This is a genomic window from Caballeronia sordidicola (assembly GCF_002220365.1).
In the GTDB taxonomy this organism is placed as follows: Bacteria; Pseudomonadota; Gammaproteobacteria; order Burkholderiales; family Burkholderiaceae; genus Caballeronia; species Caballeronia sordidicola_C.
On sequence record NZ_MTHB01000123.1, the window covers coordinates 110926 to 127471 of the forward strand.

The 16546-nt window shown below is 57.6% G+C and carries 16 protein-coding genes and 1 pseudogene; 14 read left to right on the top strand and 3 right to left on the bottom strand.

Annotation, left to right across the window (positions count from 1 at the left end):
• From BSU04_RS20195 to BSU04_RS20240, 10 genes are all read left to right on the top strand, one after another.
• Positions 1-1968, top strand: coding sequence for a T6SS effector phospholipase Tle3 domain-containing protein (locus tag BSU04_RS20195; RefSeq protein WP_089162295.1), 1968 nt, complete (start codon positions 1-3; stop codon positions 1966-1968).
• Positions 1965-2684, top strand: a complete 720-nt coding sequence (locus BSU04_RS20200) for a T6SS immunity protein Tli3 family protein (RefSeq protein WP_089162296.1) — start codon at positions 1965-1967, stop codon at positions 2682-2684. The genes BSU04_RS20195 and BSU04_RS20200 overlap by 4 nt, the downstream gene beginning before the upstream one ends.
• Positions 2681-3430: a T6SS immunity protein Tli3 family protein gene (locus BSU04_RS20205; RefSeq protein ID WP_144021291.1), complete on the top strand. Its 750-nt coding sequence runs from the start codon at positions 2681-2683 to the stop codon at positions 3428-3430. The genes BSU04_RS20200 and BSU04_RS20205 overlap by 4 nt, the downstream gene beginning before the upstream one ends.
• A 20-nt stretch (positions 3431-3450) precedes the next feature.
• Entirely contained in the window at positions 3451-4176 is a 726-nt protein-coding gene (locus BSU04_RS20210) for a T6SS immunity protein Tli3 family protein (RefSeq protein WP_144021292.1), read from the top strand.
• Positions 4173-4916 carry a T6SS immunity protein Tli3 family protein gene (locus BSU04_RS20215; RefSeq protein WP_144021293.1) on the top strand — a complete coding sequence of 248 codons (744 nt, stop codon included), beginning with the start codon at positions 4173-4175 and terminating at the stop codon, positions 4914-4916. Before BSU04_RS20210 ends, BSU04_RS20215 begins: the two co-directional genes overlap by 4 nt.
• A complete protein-coding gene (locus BSU04_RS20220; protein ID WP_144021294.1) occupies positions 4913-5656 on the top strand; it encodes a T6SS immunity protein Tli3 family protein in 744 nt (247 codons plus the stop codon). Before BSU04_RS20215 ends, BSU04_RS20220 begins: the two co-directional genes overlap by 4 nt.
• A gap of 39 nt (positions 5657-5695) precedes the next feature.
• Positions 5696-5953 carry a PAAR domain-containing protein gene (locus tag BSU04_RS20225; RefSeq protein ID WP_089162301.1) on the top strand — a complete coding sequence of 86 codons (258 nt, stop codon included), beginning with the start codon at positions 5696-5698 and terminating at the stop codon, positions 5951-5953.
• The gene (locus BSU04_RS20230; RefSeq protein WP_089162302.1) at positions 5950-7332 is read left to right on the top strand and encodes a hypothetical protein; all 1383 of its coding nucleotides are present in this window, start codon (positions 5950-5952) and stop codon (positions 7330-7332) included. The genes BSU04_RS20225 and BSU04_RS20230 overlap by 4 nt, the downstream gene beginning before the upstream one ends.
• A 64-nt stretch (positions 7333-7396) precedes the next feature.
• Positions 7397-11053, top strand: a complete 3657-nt coding sequence (locus tag BSU04_RS20235; RefSeq protein WP_179258376.1) for an ImcF-related family protein — start codon at positions 7397-7399, stop codon at positions 11051-11053.
• 74 nt (positions 11054-11127) lie between these two features.
• Complete coding sequence (locus BSU04_RS20240; RefSeq protein ID WP_089162303.1) at positions 11128-11436, top strand: hypothetical protein; 309 nt, start codon at positions 11128-11130, stop codon at positions 11434-11436.
• Between the two features lie 50 nt (positions 11437-11486).
• On the opposite strand, the gene BSU04_RS46495 is transcribed toward BSU04_RS20240, so the two are convergent.
• The gene (locus BSU04_RS46495; RefSeq protein ID WP_179258377.1) at positions 11487-11711 is read right to left on the bottom strand and encodes a hypothetical protein; all 225 of its coding nucleotides are present in this window, start codon (positions 11709-11711) and stop codon (positions 11487-11489) included.
• A 60-nt stretch (positions 11712-11771) separates the two neighbouring features.
• Here BSU04_RS46495 and BSU04_RS46500 point away from each other — a divergent pair.
• Positions 11772-11983, top strand: a pseudogene (locus BSU04_RS46500) (response regulator); the annotation flags it as partial.
• 7 nt (positions 11984-11990) lie between these two features.
• Here the strand turns inward: BSU04_RS46500 and BSU04_RS20250 are convergent.
• Positions 11991-12644 carry a glutathione S-transferase family protein gene (locus tag BSU04_RS20250; protein WP_089162304.1) on the bottom strand — a complete coding sequence of 218 codons (654 nt, stop codon included), beginning with the start codon at positions 12642-12644 and terminating at the stop codon, positions 11991-11993.
• A gap of 209 nt (positions 12645-12853) precedes the next feature.
• Here BSU04_RS20250 and BSU04_RS20255 point away from each other — a divergent pair, with 209 nt between their 5' ends.
• The gene (locus BSU04_RS20255) at positions 12854-14185 is read left to right on the top strand and encodes a polyhydroxyalkanoate depolymerase (RefSeq protein WP_089162356.1); all 1332 of its coding nucleotides are present in this window, start codon (positions 12854-12856) and stop codon (positions 14183-14185) included.
• Between the two features lie 33 nt (positions 14186-14218).
• Here BSU04_RS20255 and BSU04_RS20260 read toward each other — a convergent pair whose 3' ends face one another.
• Entirely contained in the window at positions 14219-14665 is a 447-nt protein-coding gene (locus BSU04_RS20260) for a cupin domain-containing protein (RefSeq protein WP_089162305.1), read from the bottom strand.
• Between the two features lie 321 nt (positions 14666-14986).
• Here BSU04_RS20260 and BSU04_RS20265 point away from each other — a divergent pair, with 321 nt between their 5' ends.
• On the top strand, positions 14987-15271 hold the full coding sequence (locus tag BSU04_RS20265) for a hypothetical protein (protein WP_089162306.1): 285 nt from the start codon (positions 14987-14989) through the stop codon (positions 15269-15271).
• Between the two features lie 160 nt (positions 15272-15431).
• The gene (locus BSU04_RS20270; protein WP_306427204.1) at positions 15432-16277 is read left to right on the top strand and encodes an oxidoreductase; all 846 of its coding nucleotides are present in this window, start codon (positions 15432-15434) and stop codon (positions 16275-16277) included.
• Positions 16278-16546: the final 269 nt, after the last annotated feature.

A 16546-nucleotide genomic window follows, 5' to 3' on the forward strand; every position in this document is an offset into this window, starting at 1 on the left:
ATGAGTGACGATTCAAACCAGTCCGCAGGACCTCAAGGCGCTGAAACGGATGCTAATGCCACTGAACCGAAGCCGACAGCCAAGCGATACCAGCATAAGCACGCTACTCGTATTGTGCCAATGCAACGCGATGCATTTGGGAGGATGTATTGGGAGTCGTTTCATACGCCTAAGAGTTTTGAGGTACGCGCCGAGGCTCAGATTACGCCGCATTTGCCGGGGGTCATTATCTTCGTGCATGGCGTCAATTCCGAGGGTGAATGGTATGACGCGGCAGAGCAGGCGTTGTGCGACGGGTTGAATAAGCGGTTGAATCGGAATGACCTCCAACCGAACACCTATCGCACCCATGAAGATGGACACCTGATAAAGCGTAAGCTCGAACGCGATAAACCTGGGAATTCCCCTGTCATTCGTTTTTATTGGGGCTACCGAGCGAAAAGCAGGACGGATACGAAGTGGCGCGTTCCGCTTCGCAATACCGCAGGCGCGGATTTCTGGAAACAACAAGAAGGTGACCGGGACCCGTGGTTCTGGGGCGGTGGTCCGTTTCAGAACGGGACGAACAATCTCCAGCAGTTGTGGAGCGAAAAAGGTTTCTGCCGAGATGTCGCGGGCATCGATCTTCAGGCGTTCAATACCGAATGGGACCGCGAACTGCACGATGCGCCGCCGCGCAACTACAACGCGCACGCGGCCCAACGGCTCGCGAAACTAATAGACGATATCCGTAACAACTCGCCACGCGACACCATTACGATCATGTCCCACAGCCAGGGCACGATGGTCGCCATGGCGGCAACAGCGTTGTGCGAGACTCGCGCGCCGGACGCCCTCATTGTGATGAATTCGCCGTTCGCGCTGGAAGACAAGCTCACTGACGCGCTCACCTGTGGCAATGAACGGCCCACCACGGGCGCTCGCTTGCGCACATTCAAGGCTATCGCCCAGCGCATCAAGGAGGACAAGCACGTCTTCACCGCCGACGAACTGCAACAGTTGCACGTTGGCGCGACGGAAGACATGCATCTTTGGCGTCCCGACCTGGCGACGGACAACGGCATATCCGAGCGGGACAACCACGGACGCATGTATGTCTACTTCAATCCGCATGACCGGGTGATGGGTTCCGCGCCGCTCCAGAGCATCGGTTGGCAGGGCATAGACGACAAGTTGCTTGCGGAACTGGGCGATACCGTCAAGCAGCGCATGCTGGCACGCGGCACGCCGTGCGGCGATGAGCCGGGCGTGCAGAATTTCGGCACGTTGCCGCCCATTCCTGACCCGGAACCCGGCGTCAATCCGAATAGCTTCTGGAATGGCAATCGCACCTTACTCGGGACGCAGCTATGGGCCGTGCCCAAGTGGGGGCAGAAGGTGACGATCAATGCGGAGAAGGTGCCGAATCCGATCACGGCTGACGAGATGTCCAAGCCGGTCGAAAAGTTCGTCGTGACGGTAAAGGGTAAAAACCCTCGGCAGGCGTATTTTGACGAGTCTCGCCGCGTCCAGGACATGTTGAGCGCCAAGGACTCCGATGGAGCCTACAAAGATCCCTGTTACACGTTCCTAGACTCGATCTATGACCGTCAGCTATGGATGGAGCGACAAGACGTGTATGCGAATTCCGGCAAACGTCGCGAGCTGGAAACTGAGGACGAGCGGCGTGAGCGGATCGCGATGTATCAACCGATGCCAACGAATCACAGCACGCTCCCTATGCATCAGGTGTTTATGAGCCGCGTGGCGGCATACGACCTGCCAATCGGCTTTTGCGATGCATATGAAACGCCCGATGGATTTTGGTACGGCCTGATCCGTGACGCTGACTGGACACAAACAAACGATGCTTATTACAGGGAAGGCGAATTGACAATGCCGCCGGCACCATCGCAGATCGACTCCGAAACAGTTGCCGAAGTGGTGACTAAAGCTGATCAAGAAAGACAAAAATGGGGTGGAGCATGAAGCGAATTGCACCAGCGAGCCTGTTGATCGCGGCTCTAACGCTGGCCGGATGTCAGGTTGACTATGAGGACATGATCGCGGCTCAACGCGCAGCATATAGCAGCACCGGAAACTTCTATACCTTGAATCCGGACCCGAACGCGCCGATCCAAGTGACCTACCGAATTGATGACCATCGGTTTTTATCGCTGGAAAACTACGACCGTTGCTACGGCGATAATTACTTCAACAACACCAAGCTAGGAATTCATCAAAAGGTCTGGACGGGAGATCCAACGGGCTATCGTGGGCGCATCGTAATTGATGATCCGTCGGGATTGAATATCGTGCTTCCGACCGCCGAAAACACCTCGTGCGGTGATCGGGGATGCACTAGCTATTTTGCGTACTCGACCGACAGCGGCCGCACCTTTCGTTGGCTTGACTATATGAAATACGCCAGTACGCCTTCTGAGGCTTCGGAAAAGTACACGATCGTCGTAACCAAAGACGCACTTTATATTGCCGATAAACCCCAATACGACACACACGTGACGAAGCTGCCTCTTGCCTCCCAGATTGAACTGAACAAGCCATATCCGCCAGGATTGCATTCGGATAGTGCATGGGCAGCCAACAAGAAATTGCTCCCCGAGGGGCTGCGTACGCCCTCCGGCCAAGACCACTACACCTGCGATGCGTCTCTTTGCGCGCCCAACGTGACGACACCTCAATGAGCGCGAATATGCCGATGGGTGTGAAATGCCTCGCACCTGCGAGCCTGCTGATTGCGGCTCTAACGTTGGCCGGATGTCAGACTGACTATGAGGACATGACAGCGGCTCAACACGCCGCATATAGCGGCACCGGAAACGTCTACACCTTGAAGCCGGACCCGAACGCGCCGATCCAAGTGACCTACCGAATTGATGACCATCGGTTTTTATCGCTGGAAAACTACGACCGTTGCTACGGCGACAATTACTTCAACGACACGCGTCTTGTGATCCATCAAAAAGTCTGGACGGGAGATCCAACGGGCTATCGTGGGCGTCTCATAATTGATGATCCATCGGGATTGAATATCGTGCTTCCGACCGCCGAAAATACCTCGTGCGGTGATCGGGGATGTACTAGCTATTTTGCGTACTCGACCGACAGCGGCCGCACGTTTCGTTGGATTGACTATAAGCAATACAGTTCTAGGCCGTCCGAAGATTCCGAAAAATTCACGATCGCAGCAGCAAACGACGGGATCTATGTTTTTCAAAAAAGGGTATATGGCGGAGACTATACGGTCAGCAAATACCCGCTTATAAGCGGGATCGATTTAAGTCGACCTTATCCGGCGGGTGTGCACGACGAAAGTTTCATGGCATCCAAAAGGCCGGACGTTTTACCGAGCTTGCACACGCCTTCCGGCCAAGACCACTACATCTGCGATGCGTCTCTTCGTGCGCCCAACGTGACGACATCTCAATGAGCGCGAATATGGCGATGGGTATGAAACGCCTTGCCCCTGCGAGCCTGTTGATCGCGGCTCTAACGCTGGCCGGATGTCAGACGGACTATGAGGACATGACAGCGGCTCAGCACGCAGCATATAGTCGCACCGGAAACCTCTACACCTACAAACCGGACCCGAACGCACCAGTCCAAGTGACATACCGCATTGATGAACATCGTTTCGTGACGCTGGAAAACTACGACCGTTGCTACGGCGATAACTACTACAACGACACACAGCGAGGAATACACGAAAAGATCTGGACTGGCGAACCAACGGACTATCGAGGACGCTTGGTAATCGCTGATCCCTCGGGTATGAACGTGGTTCTTCCCACGGCGAGGAACTCTTTATGTGGGGATCGGGGCTGCACAAACCTTTTTGCCTACTCGACCGACAGCGGCCGCACGTTTCGCTGGCTTGACTATATGAAATACAGTTTCAGGCCGTCCGAAGATTCCGAAAAATTCACGATCGCAGCAGCAAACGATGGGATCTATGTTTTTCAAAAGAGGGTATATGGCGGAGACTATACGGTCAGCAAATACCCGCTCATGAGCGGGATCGATCTAAGTCGACCTTATCCAGCGGGTGTGCACGACGAAAGCTTTATGGCATCCAAAAGACCAGACGTTTTACCAAGCTTGCACACGCCTTCCGGCCAAGACCACTACACCTGCGATGCGTCTCTTCGCGCGCCCAACCTGACGACACCTCAATGAGCGCGAATATGGCGATGAGCATGAAATGCCTTGCACCTGCGAGCCTGTTGATCGCGGCTCTCACGCTGGCCGGATGTCAGACTGACTACGAGGACATGAACGCGGCTCAACACGCCGCATATAGTCGCACTGGGAACTTCGACGCCTACAAACAGGACCCGAACGCGCCGATACAAGTCACCTACCGAATTGATGATCATCGGTTTCTATCGCTGGAGAACTACGACCGTTGTTATGGAGATAATTACTACAACGACACGAGTCTTGCGATCCATCAAAAAGTCTGGACGGGCAAAACGATCAACTATCGCGGCCGCCTGGTTATCGATGACCCATCCGGCATGAATATCGTTTTCCCAACCAACAGCAACACAACCTGCGGTGATCGCGGCTGCAAAGAATCGTTCGCTTATTCAACCGATAGCGGTCGCACGTTTCGCTGGCTTGACTATAAGCAACACAGCTCCAGGCCATCCGAGGATTCCGAAAAATTCACGATTGCGGTGGCCTCGAACAAGTTGTACGTGATTGAGCAAATTCTAAACAATGCTTATGTGATGCAATATCCGTTGGTTTCCGGTATCGACATAAGCAAACCCTATCCGCCTGGAATCGAGGGCGATGGTTTCAGTGCGTCGAGTAGGCCAACGTTTATGTCCGGGGTACATACGCCTTCCGGCCAAGACCACTACAGCTGCGATGCGTCTCTTCGCGCGCCCAACGTGACGACACTTCAATGAGCGCGAATATGGCGATGAGCATGAAATGCCTTGCACCTGCGAGCCTGTTGATCGCGGCTCTAACGCTGGTCGGATGTCAGACTGACTATGAGGACATGACCGTTGCTCAACGCGCCGCATATAGTCGCACCGGTAGCTCCTACACCCTTAAGCCGGACCCGAACGCACCAATCCAAGTGACCTACCGCATTGATGACCACCGGTTCGTGACGCTGGAAAACTACGACCGCTGCTTTGGCGACAATTATTACAACGACACCCGGCTGAGTATTCATCAAAAAGTATGGAAGGGCGAGCCAACGGATTATCGAGGACGCTTGGTAATCGATGACCCCTCGGGAATGAACGTGGTTCTTCCTACGGCGAGAAACTCTTCGTGCGGCGACCGAGGCTGCACCAACCATCTTGCCTACTCCACCGATAGCGGCCGCACGTTTCGCTGGCTTGACTATATGAAGTACAGCTCTAGGCCGTCCGAGGATTCGGAAAAGTTCACGATCGCAGTAACTAATCGTGGCTTCTACGTAGCCAGAGAAAATGGAAACGATGTTGGCGTAATGGAATACGCACTGATCAAAGATATCAATCTCAGCCAGCCATATCCTGCTGGCGTGAAAGGTAGCAGCTTCATGGCATCAAAAAGACCGGACGTTTTACCAAGCTTGCATACGCCTTCGGGCCAAGACCGCTTCACCTGCGACGCGTCTATCCGCTCGGCCGGACAGCCGAAAACGCCGTAATCAGCAATCAAGCATAACTAAGACACACTGCGAGAACCCATGAAAAAGCCAGTCTGCGAAGGCGATGATACAAGTCACGGCGGCAAGGTCAAGTCCGCCTCCTCGTCGTTCAATCTGAACGGGCGCAAAGCCGCCGTCAAGGGCGATATCGTGTCGTGCCCTGAGCACGGCGACAACCCGATTATCGAAGATGGCCCGGGCTTCAGCGATCAGGGCCGCCGCCTTGTGGTCGATGGCTGTCGCACGCAATGCGGGAGCATCGTCATTGCGCGCAATCCGGGCGTGTCGATCGCATGAACCGGCGATGGTCGTTATCCAGCGTACCGCGTCAAGCTGACGCGCTCGCGCCACCGGTCTGGCTGCTAGTGGTGCTTTTCGGTGTTATTCAAGCGATAGGCGCGGCGCTACGTGTCTACACGTGGCCCAAGGGGCAGCCCGTCATGGTGCCGGAGTTCCTGATGGGCCTTATCGTGATTCCCTGGCTTTTTTGGCTGGGCGCGTGCGGCGCACTATTCTTTGCGTACCTGCAAGATCAGAACCGCGCCGTGTGGTGGAATTATCTGACCGAAGAGCACATGACAGGCTGGCGCTTATGGGCGCAGACGCGGGTCGTTGTGGTCGATAGCGTTGTGCTTTCGCCTGAGCCCGATCTCGCCGAGCGCATGCTCAAGCTTGAGGGAACGCTTCCGGACAATCCCGGTAAAGCGCTGCTGCTGTCGGAACCCGCGACACGCCAAGGCGGCGCACGACTTCAGTCGGTTTTCGATCAACTGCTTACGCCGCTTATTCCAGCGCTCACCCGCATGAAACGGGCGGACAAAATGGAAATCGTCTATCAGACCGAACGCGAGAACGATATCGTCCATCTACGCGCAGCATGGGACCGTTTTGAACTGCCGCATACACCCACGTTCCAGTGGCTCGCGCCCGATGCCGCATCGCCGCTGACCGGTCCGTGGTTCGCCGTGCGCCCGCCCGAGTGCCGGATCGTCATTGCATGTCAATTGCATTCCCCGGACGTGACGCCCAAGTTTTCCGAAGTGGCCGTCGCCTTGTTGTTGACCACCTCGAAGTTTGCCGCGCGCACGAAGATCAAGCCGCAGGCATCGATATTCAGGCCGATCACCGCCGATTTCAGCACCGCAGAGCACGCATTAGGAACGCTGTTACGCGCCGAGCAAACGCCCGTCGATAAACTCCGCCACTTCTGGTCGAGCCACCTGAACAAGATCACGGCACACGCGGTAGATGCCGCCGTGAAAGACTCCGCACTGAAGGTCGAGCATCACGACATCGACAAGGCGATTGGTAAAGGAGGCCCGGCGAACCGCTGGCTTGCTCAAGCGCTCGCCGCCGAGATGGTTCAGCACGGACAAGGCGCGCAACTCATCGCGGTCCCACACGCGAGCGGTGTGGCATGGAATCTGGTGGCATCGAATCCGGCTCCGGTGCTGAGGCCCGCGCACCCGCCGATCCACTATTTTTCCTGGCCGTTTCTGGCGATGGTCATCGCGTTTGTCGCGTGCCTGTTCTTTATTCTGCTACCCGACGGCCTGAGCGACACGCTCAAGATCGCCATGATTGCGGCCATTCCGGTGCTGGTCGTCGTTCAAATCGGCGCTGAAATATGGACGCTCAAGCGAACATCGCGAGCCTTCGCCAATGAAGTCCGCTGATATGTCAGGTGCAGTGATCGATATCTCCGTGAGCCGAACCCTAAAGAATAAAGTGAATCATTAAATGACTATCCGCTTCAGCGTGAAATACGCCGCTATGGTTATGGCAGTCGGTGCGCTCGTGGCATCGGCGGCGTATTTCGGCGGCACGCAGACCGCGTCACTGATATCCGAGCGCGGCGCGATGGTTGCGCTGATCGGCATCGTCTGCGCGCTCCTGATCGGGTTTCGCGGTCCTATCGCGAGCGGGTGGAACGCGCTGACGCGTGGCGCTGCACCTCATGACACAGCACCCCGTAAGGCTCTGAACACCGACGCCGCGCCCGATCAATTCGACGAGGACGAGGCGCATTCGCTCGGGAAACAAACGGCATCGAATCTTGATAGCCTCAAGTTCGCGTTGCGAGACCGTCCGCTGCGTCGTCAAGCCCGGTTGCTGATCGCCGGCGACGAAGCCGTTGTTACGCGGCTCATGCCCGAGTTGGTAAAACACGGATGGCTGAGCACCGGCCACGCGCTATTGCTATGGGGCAAACCCGACACGGACGGACGACCGGACGAGACATGGCTTCACGAGGTGTACAAGCTGCGGCGTCGCCGCCCGGTCGATGCGGTGATCCTGACGCTCGACGGCGACGCGGACACGTCGTTGCCGCGACGCGGCAGCAATGCAAATGGTGTGATCCTTGCGCGTATCGCTGACGTGCTGCATTGGTCCGCACCAGTTTATGTGCTGGATGTCGCGCAGACCGATGAATTCAACGATGGCCGCACGGCATTACTCGGCTGTGAATTCGCGCCCGACGCTAACGAAGGCGCAGTTGAATCAACGCTGCTCACGTTGCGCAGTCGGATCGGCCATATGAGCGTTGAACAGTTGATTCGAAGCTTTAAAGACCGGTACAGCAATCAACTATCGCAAAGACTCGATGCACGCAGTGCGCCGCTGGCTGCGTTGATCGCATCGCTGTCAAATCGCCAAGACCGGCATCAGTGGGTAAGCGGTGCGTTCTTCGCGCCGTATCCGGTGGCGATTGATTCGGCGGATGACGAAGCCGATCCTAGCGCGCTCACCGCAGCCGATCTGCCGCTCTGGACTCACCTCGCCATGATCTCGCGCAAGGCGCAAGGGCGGCGCATGAACGGGCATCCCGTAACGGTGTTTTCGACTATCGGGCTGTGCATCATTGGCTTGTGGATCGCGGGCATGGTCGTGTCGGGCATGACGAACGGACGTGACCTCGTTGAAGCACGCAGTACGATTCAGGCGCTAAAGACCGCGCCCGATCCCGCTGCACGTCTGCAAGCCTTGCTCGCGTTGCAGCAGAAGCTTGGCCCCTATGAAGAGCGCGTCGCGCATCAGCCGCCGTTGTGGTCGCGCTTCGGGCTGAATCAGGACACGGCGATTCTGGCCGCGCTGTGGAAGCCATATGGCGAAGCCAGCAAATCTTTGTTAGTGACGCCGATTCAGCAGAACCTCGAAGCCGCGCTGGTCGACCTGAGCCAGATGCCCACCGATGCCCTCGATGACCACGCCAATGCAGCCGCTCAGGACGGCCACAAGGCGCTTAAAACCTACCTGATGTTGGCGGAGCCGAACCGTGTCGATGCCGGTCTCATCACGCCGCAACTGATGCGTTACTGGTCCACGACTGCGAACGTTTCCATCGGCGCGAAGCTGGATATTTCGGAACGGCTGCTGGGGTTTTACGCGCAACACCTGAAGGCCCACAATGCATGGCGCATCCAGCCGCGCGCTGAACTCGTGAACGCATCGCGCCAAACGCTGCTGTCAGTCATTGGCGTGCGCAATTCGGAAGATACCGTCTATCAAAGCGTGCTGGCCGGTGTGGGCAACAAGTACCCCGACCAGACGCTGGCATCGCTGACTACGGGCACCGATACGCGCGGCCTCGTGCGTTCCACCGTCACGGTGCCGGGCGTCTACACGCGGCAAGCGTACGAAGGTTATGTCGCAGCGGCCATCACCGAAGCCGCCAAGAGCCGCGATGTGACGCGTGACTGGGTGCTGGCTAACACCGCAGATCAAGCGCCACCTGCCACATCAACAGACGCCCTTGAACAGTCGCTCACCACGCAGTATTTCAACGACTACGCCGAGCACTGGCAAGGCTTCATGAATGCGTTGCAATGGCAAGCCGCGCCGAACATTCCGGCTGCCATCGAACAGATGAAACTGCTCGCCGACGCGCGTCAGTCGCCTGTCATCGCGTTGATGAAATCGATCGACTATCAAGGCAACGCGGGCATACGTCAGGCGTCGTTGTCGGACACATTGGTTGCTAAAGCGCAGAACATGTTCGGTAAGAAAGACGATCCACAAGCAGCCGTTGCCAACGACGCGGGACCGCTTTCGTCCTCGTTCGGCCCGGTGCTTCGCATGATCGGACAGGTCAGTGAGACGTCGACAACCAAGGCCAACGCATCCGCCAGCGATGTCAGCCTGCAACGCTATCTCGAACGCGTCACTGCATTGCGGCTGAAGCTACAGCAACTGAGCAACGGCATCGATGGCGACGCTCAAGCGCGCCAACTCGCGCAAGCGCTCTTCCAGGGCAAAGGTTCGGAACTTGCCGATACGCAAGCCTACGCGCACCTGATCGCGGCAAGCCTCGGCGCGCAGTGGTCGGGCATGGGCGATGCGCTCTTCGTTCGCCCCGTCGCACAGGCCACTCACATCGTGCTGCAACCGGCACAGGCGAGCCTGAACGACGCGTGGCGGCAATCCATCGTCGCCAACTGGAACAAGTCGTTTGCGGGGCGTTATCCGTTCAACGACACGGACAACGATGCATCGATTCCTGAACTCGCCCGATTCCTTCAACCGCAAGGCGGATTGATCTCGTCGTTTCTCAGTGTGCAGCTCGCGGGCGTGCTGGAATTGCAGGGCGATCAATGGGTGGAATTAAACACGCGCGGCGGCGCATTGCAATTCGATCCGGTGTTCCTGAAGGCCGTGAACACGCTGCAACGCGTTGCGGGGCATTTAATGCCGCAGGGTGAGCCGCAGTATCGATTCGACTTCAAGCCGATTCCGACACCGGGCATCACCGACACGTTGCTGACCATTGATGCGCAGAAATTGCACTACTTCAACCAGCGCGAACGATGGCAAGGTTTGCAGTGGCCATCGAACGACCCGCAAGTCGCCGGCACGCGGTTGCAATGGCAAACCGAAACAGCGGGCACGAGCAAGAATTTCGAATTCGCGGGTCGCTGGGCGCTGATCCGGATGCTCGAACGTGCCAAAGTCGAACCAATCGACAGCGCCACGTTTCAGCTTACGTGGCAGGCCGCGCCCGATACAAGCATGACGCGAATAGCGGCATTTTCAGTCCCCGCATCGAACGCGCGAACGTCGTCCCATCACGCCGCGGACGATTGGAGCGGTTCGGCGGATGACGCATCGCCCGGCCATGCGTCACTCGATAGCCTCGTCACGCAAGCACCGCTTATCGCTGCGCCCGCGAACCTGACTTATCCGCTCAGCTATTTCATGCGCACTGACATCGGCAAGGGTCCGCTGGAATTGCTCGTGTTGAAAGGCTTTGTTTTGCCGAACCGCATGTTTATTGAGAAGACGCGCGTGACGCCGCCGAGCAACGACGCGAGTCCTCCACCCTTGCCGAAAGCCGCACGCGAAGCCGCTAAACAGGCCGCCACGCCGCTACCAAGCGGCGATCTGGGTCATTCGCTGTGAAGTCGCGTTCGTCGTCACGGGGTAAGATTGCGGCAATCCTCCTGGCTCGATCGCCGTTATCGCCAAGACTAACCATGGGACGCATCGTCCTGAGCGTTCTCATGCTTGTCACGCCGGTCTGTGCATACGCCCGGGTTGACGCAATCAGTGCAGGCATATGCGTCGGCTTGGGGAGGATCGCCACATTGACCGCAATACAACGTGACGCGGGCACGCCCGAAAACCAAATGACAGGACAGGCGATCAAGTCGTTCTCGGACAACAACCTGCCTGCCATCCTGATGCTCATACATAACGTGTACACCGACAGCGTCATGCGCCGCCTCTCACCGGCCAAAACGGGCGAGGCGTATCGCGAGGTATGTCTGACCCAAGCGCAGTAGGGACGGCACCAACGCGCCGTTCGCCGTCGAGCGGGCACGGTGCCGCTGGGCTATGCGGCCTTCGCCAGCGAAAACGGCATTGAAATCGCATTGCCCGCCGCCATAACCTGTTCAAGGTGCGCGCCGAGCCGGTTCCACGCGTCGCAGATTTGCGTTTCGTAGTCGTGGCGCATATAAATGCGGGCGAGCTTCGTCGAGTTGCCCGAATGCTCGCCCTTTGGCGTGTGTGCGAGGCACTTATGGATGATGGCCTCGTTGCCCCCCAGACGCTGCATCGTGGTCGCACTCCACCAAGAAACCGAGTCGTAAAGACGCGTGAGCCCGTAACCCACAAAAATGACGTCAATATGCCCGACATGGACGCCCCTGACCGTGGTCGAGAAGATCCAGCGAGCTCGTGAATACCACGGTCAATGTCATCATGCTGACCACGGAAAGCAGCCCGGCCATGAAAGAGCGGGGCAAGGCAGCCGGCGTAAAGCGCTGGATCGTCAAGCCGTTCAAAAGTGACGCCGTGCTGGAAACCTTCAGGAAACTGGCAAGCTAAGCGGGCCTTAAAACTCGGCATCCAGCTCGTCGATCTCCTCGACCTCCTCCTGCGCATCCGCTATCCACTGCTGCATCTCCGGCAAGGCGAGAATGCGCTGCGCATACTCGACAATCTCCGGCTCGAGCTTGACGTCGTAAGTAACAAAGCGCGTAACGACCGGTGCGAACATCGCATCGGCAGCGCTCAAGCTGCCGAACAAATAGGGGCCTTCGTATTGCTTGAGGCATTCGATCCAAATCGCCGTCACTCGTTCGATATCCGTCTGCGCGCGTGCCCAGATCGTGAAGTTCGGAAAGTGCGCTTTGATATTCATGGGCAACGCCGAGCGCAACGAAGCGAAGCCTGAATGCATTTCTCCGCAAATAGAACGACAGTGCGCGCGCAAGCGCCGGTCAGCAGGCAGCAATCCGGCTTTCGGGCGCACTTCGTTCAGGTATTCCGCAATCGCGAGTGTGTCCCATACCTTGATGCCATCATGGACCAGACACGGAACGAGAATGGATGGCGAGAGCAGCAGCAATTCGGCGCGCGCGCCGGGATCGTCCATGGGCATCACGAACTCTTCGAACGGCAGCCCGCTGAACTTGGTGAGCAGCCAGCCTCGCAGCGACCACGACGAATAATTTTTGCTGCTGATAGTGAGCGTTGCTTTCGTCATCTGATGCTCCTCGGCGGTTCAGGCGAAACACGCGCGCCCAAATTCGCGGCGCAGTGCAGACACGCACCAAAAGACGGCATGTCCAGTGCGCGTTCAGGAATGCTGCAAGGGATGTGCCACTTTTAACCGCCCTCATGCCGACGCTGCACGTTGGCATATGTATTGCGTTGTTTTGTACGACTCGACAATACGCGCTCAAGCGAAAGGCGATGAACCCATTCGCATACTCCGGCTATCAGGCAATGGCAGACCTTACGCTGCCAATGCGCCACGGCGCGGCACTGGTCCATCACGCGCTCGATGCGTGGCCGTTTCTCGCCGATACACCTCAAGGCCGGTCACTGCGAGCCACATGCGATCTGCTGGGACTGTCAGCACTCACGCATAGCCGGCGCCCATTCGCTATCGACTCGGTGGAGATGGACGGCAAGAGCGTACTCGTGGCCGAGGAGATCACGTTCGCCACGCCATTCTGTTCGTTGCTGCATTTTGCGAAGGAAGGCGGACCTAAACAGCCACGGGTGCTTGTGATCGCACCCATGTCCGGCCACTTCGCCACGCTCCTGCGCGGCACGGTGCGCACCCTGCTGCCTGACCACGACGTCTACATCACCGACTGGATCAACCCTCGCGACGTCTCGCTGGCGCAGGGCCGCTTTGGCTTTGATGAATACGTCCAGCATGTGATTGACTTTATCGTCGCGCTAGGACCCAACACCCACGTGCTGGCGGTCTGCCAGCCGACCGTTGCCACTCTCGCGGCGGTGTCGCTGATGGCCGCAGACGATCATCCGCTGCAACCCGCCAGCATGACGCTGATGGCCGGGCCTATCGACACGCGTATCAATCCGACTTCGGTGAACGTGCTGGCGAAGAGCAAACCGCTTGAATGGTTCGAGCGGAACCTGATCAGTGCCGTGCCGTGGGGTTTTGCGGGCGCAGGCCGGCGCGTTTATCCCGGCCACACCCAACTGATGGCATTCATGTCGATGAATCCGACACGTCATTTCGACGCGTTCGAAGACATGGTGTATCAGCGCGCCAAGGGCGACCCCGCGAAGGCCGAGGCCATCCGCGTATTCTATGAAGAATACTTCGCGACCATGGATTTAACGGCCGAGTTTTATCTCGAGACCGTCGACACCATCTTTCAACAGCATGCATTGCCGCTGCATGAACTGGAAGTACGCGGGCGCCACGTTGATCCGTCATTGATCCGGCGGACCGCGCTGCTCACCGTTGAAGGCGAGCGCGACGATATCTGCGCGGTCGGCCAGACGCTTGCCGCGCAGGAACTGTGCAACAAATTGCGCCCCTACATGAAGACCCACCATGTGCAAACAGGTGTCGGCCACTATGGCGTGTTCAATGGCAAGCGTTGGGAGCGCCATATCTATCCGCGCGTGCGCGCAATGATTCACGACAACGAGCCAAGCCCGATTGTCATCAACGCGCGTGCGCAGCCTTTGCAATCATTGGCGCCGCTCACACGCCCTGTCGCACCACGCATGGATGTGAATGTGCAGTCCGAAGGGCCTTGATATGCTGGTCGAGAACGCCGCCTCAGCCGCATTTCAAGCAGGTTGCCGGCTCTGCCACGGCGTGAAAGCGGGAACCTCGCATGGCCCCTTTGCGTCGATGGTAGTGAAGTTGGCAGGCCCGACTATCTCCAGATACTCCATGTCCTCGGAATAATCGAAGAGGTAATGCACGATCCCCGGTGCCTGATGCACGCAGTCGCCGGTCGCGACCAGTGTCTCTTTGTCGCCGTACATGAAGCGCGCCCAGCCCTTGAGCATGATCACAATGTGGAATTCAGCCTCATGACGGTGCCATCCCGTGCCTTGCTCTGGTGCATTATTGGCTTTCACGAGTTGCGCGATCACCTTGCCGCCAGTCGCTTCTGCGATGCCTAAATCACGATAAAGAAAAAAATCGCGCAACCCCTGATCTTCATAAGGGGTGTCTTGTGGCCGGATATGCGAAAAGCGAGTGGCAAGTTCGAACGTTTCAGATGACATGGGCACGCTCCGGTTGGGCAGCAAAATTGTCGAATGAAAAGGGCTAGCCACTTTGCTATGCATCAAGCGTTCCAACTTTACCGGTTCAATGAAACGGCAATCAGATGACTTATTACGGTCTTCCCTGGACAAAAGCTAGGGCCTGCGCTCGCGAAAAAGTGGCATTTAAAAAGCACATTCACTCACTGGCAATTCGCGCGCAAACTCCATCAAAGACATTGCCCATAAACGAGCGTGTGTTGCTAAACTTGGTTCCGTAGCGTTTCGTGCCGGGTTGCAGCGCGAGCCATCCTGGGTACGTTCACTGGAGAGATCGACACCATGTCCTACATCAGCGTCGAGATCAGAGACTACGATGAATCGCGAAAAGTGGTCACCGTCGCGTTCAGTGAAAAATGGCCCGTCACACTGTCCTCTGCCGTCATAGCCGAGTTGACCCTTGAAGACTGCGACACCATCGGCCGCGACGGCGAGTTGGTCGAAGCAGTTCTGACCGATGACGAAGCCTGCGTCCTCAAGATGCTGTTCGAAGACGAGGGCACCATTGAAGACTTTCTCGCCAATCCCTCCAGGCTAATCGGTTGCACAAGCGAACTCGACGAATAAGCCAATTGCGCTTAGAAAGAGCGAGCTTTATCTCACGACCCGCAAAAGACCTGACTGGTCAACGACCCTGTTTTGCACGTTCAGGCAAGAACGCGCGAGGATCGGTCTATCGCGCAAGCATCGCATCATGGTTCCATGAGGCTTGATCAGCAAGGAGCCAATGATGCAGAAAACATGGTTTATCACAGGCGCAAGCCGCGGCCTTGGAGCGCTTATTGCCAAGGCCGCGATCCGGGCAGGAGATCGGGTCGTCGCCACGGGGCGCAAGCGCGAAGATATCGTCAAGAGCCTGGGGCAGGACAACGACCAACTGCTTAACATCGCGCTGGACGTGACGGACGCACCCCAGGCGCACGCAGCGGTTGAAGCCGCCGTGTCGCGATTCGGCGGTGTCGACGTACTCGTGAACAACGCGGGATACGGCCATCTGGGATTCTTCGAAGAGAACACGATCGAGGACGTGCAAGCCCAGTTCGCCACCAACCTGTTCGGCGTTTTCAACGTGACGTGGGCTGCACTGCCCGTCATGCGCTCCGCTCGGCACGGACGCATCTTCAACATCTCGTCGCTTGCCGGTATCCTCGGTGCGGAAGTGGGCTCGCTTTACTGCGCCAGCAAGTTTGCGCTCGAAGGTTTCTCCGAGTCCCTGGCGAAGGAAGTTGCACCGTTCGGTCTCTTCGTGACGATTGTCGAGCCCGGTCCTTTCCGTACCGACTTCCTCACCAGCGAATCGCTTCGGTTAGGGAAAAAATTGGTGGCCGACTACGATGACCGGCGCGAGCGGTTGCGCTTGTCCTTCGAACAACGCAGTGGCCAGCAACCGGGCGATCCTGTGAAGCTCGCACAAGCACTAGTTGATCTGGCAAACGAGGCCGAACCGCCGATGCGTTTTGCCGCCGGATCGATTGCCGTCAATGCAGCGGACGCAAAACTCGCCGGCATGCAAGCCGAGCTCAATCGCTGGCGCGCGCTTTCGGTCGCGACTGACGGTGACTACGCCGCCTAGCGGTTTCATCTGCCTGGATTACGTCAGCGTCACATCGAGCGGGCGCTGAGCGGCCGGTGCCGGCCTCGCCTCTATCGCTCATGAAGAGCTTCGGCGCGGCGATTCAATTCGCCTGCTGCCGTCTCAAACACCCTATTCCACCGCCGCGGACAAAATCGTGGTCTCCTGTCGTTTCGCGTCGCGAGCGCTCAGCCTGCGCGTCCGCTGGCCCTGACGCCGGAATTTTTCCTGCCGCCCACAATATTCCCGATCGTGAAACGTCTTCACCT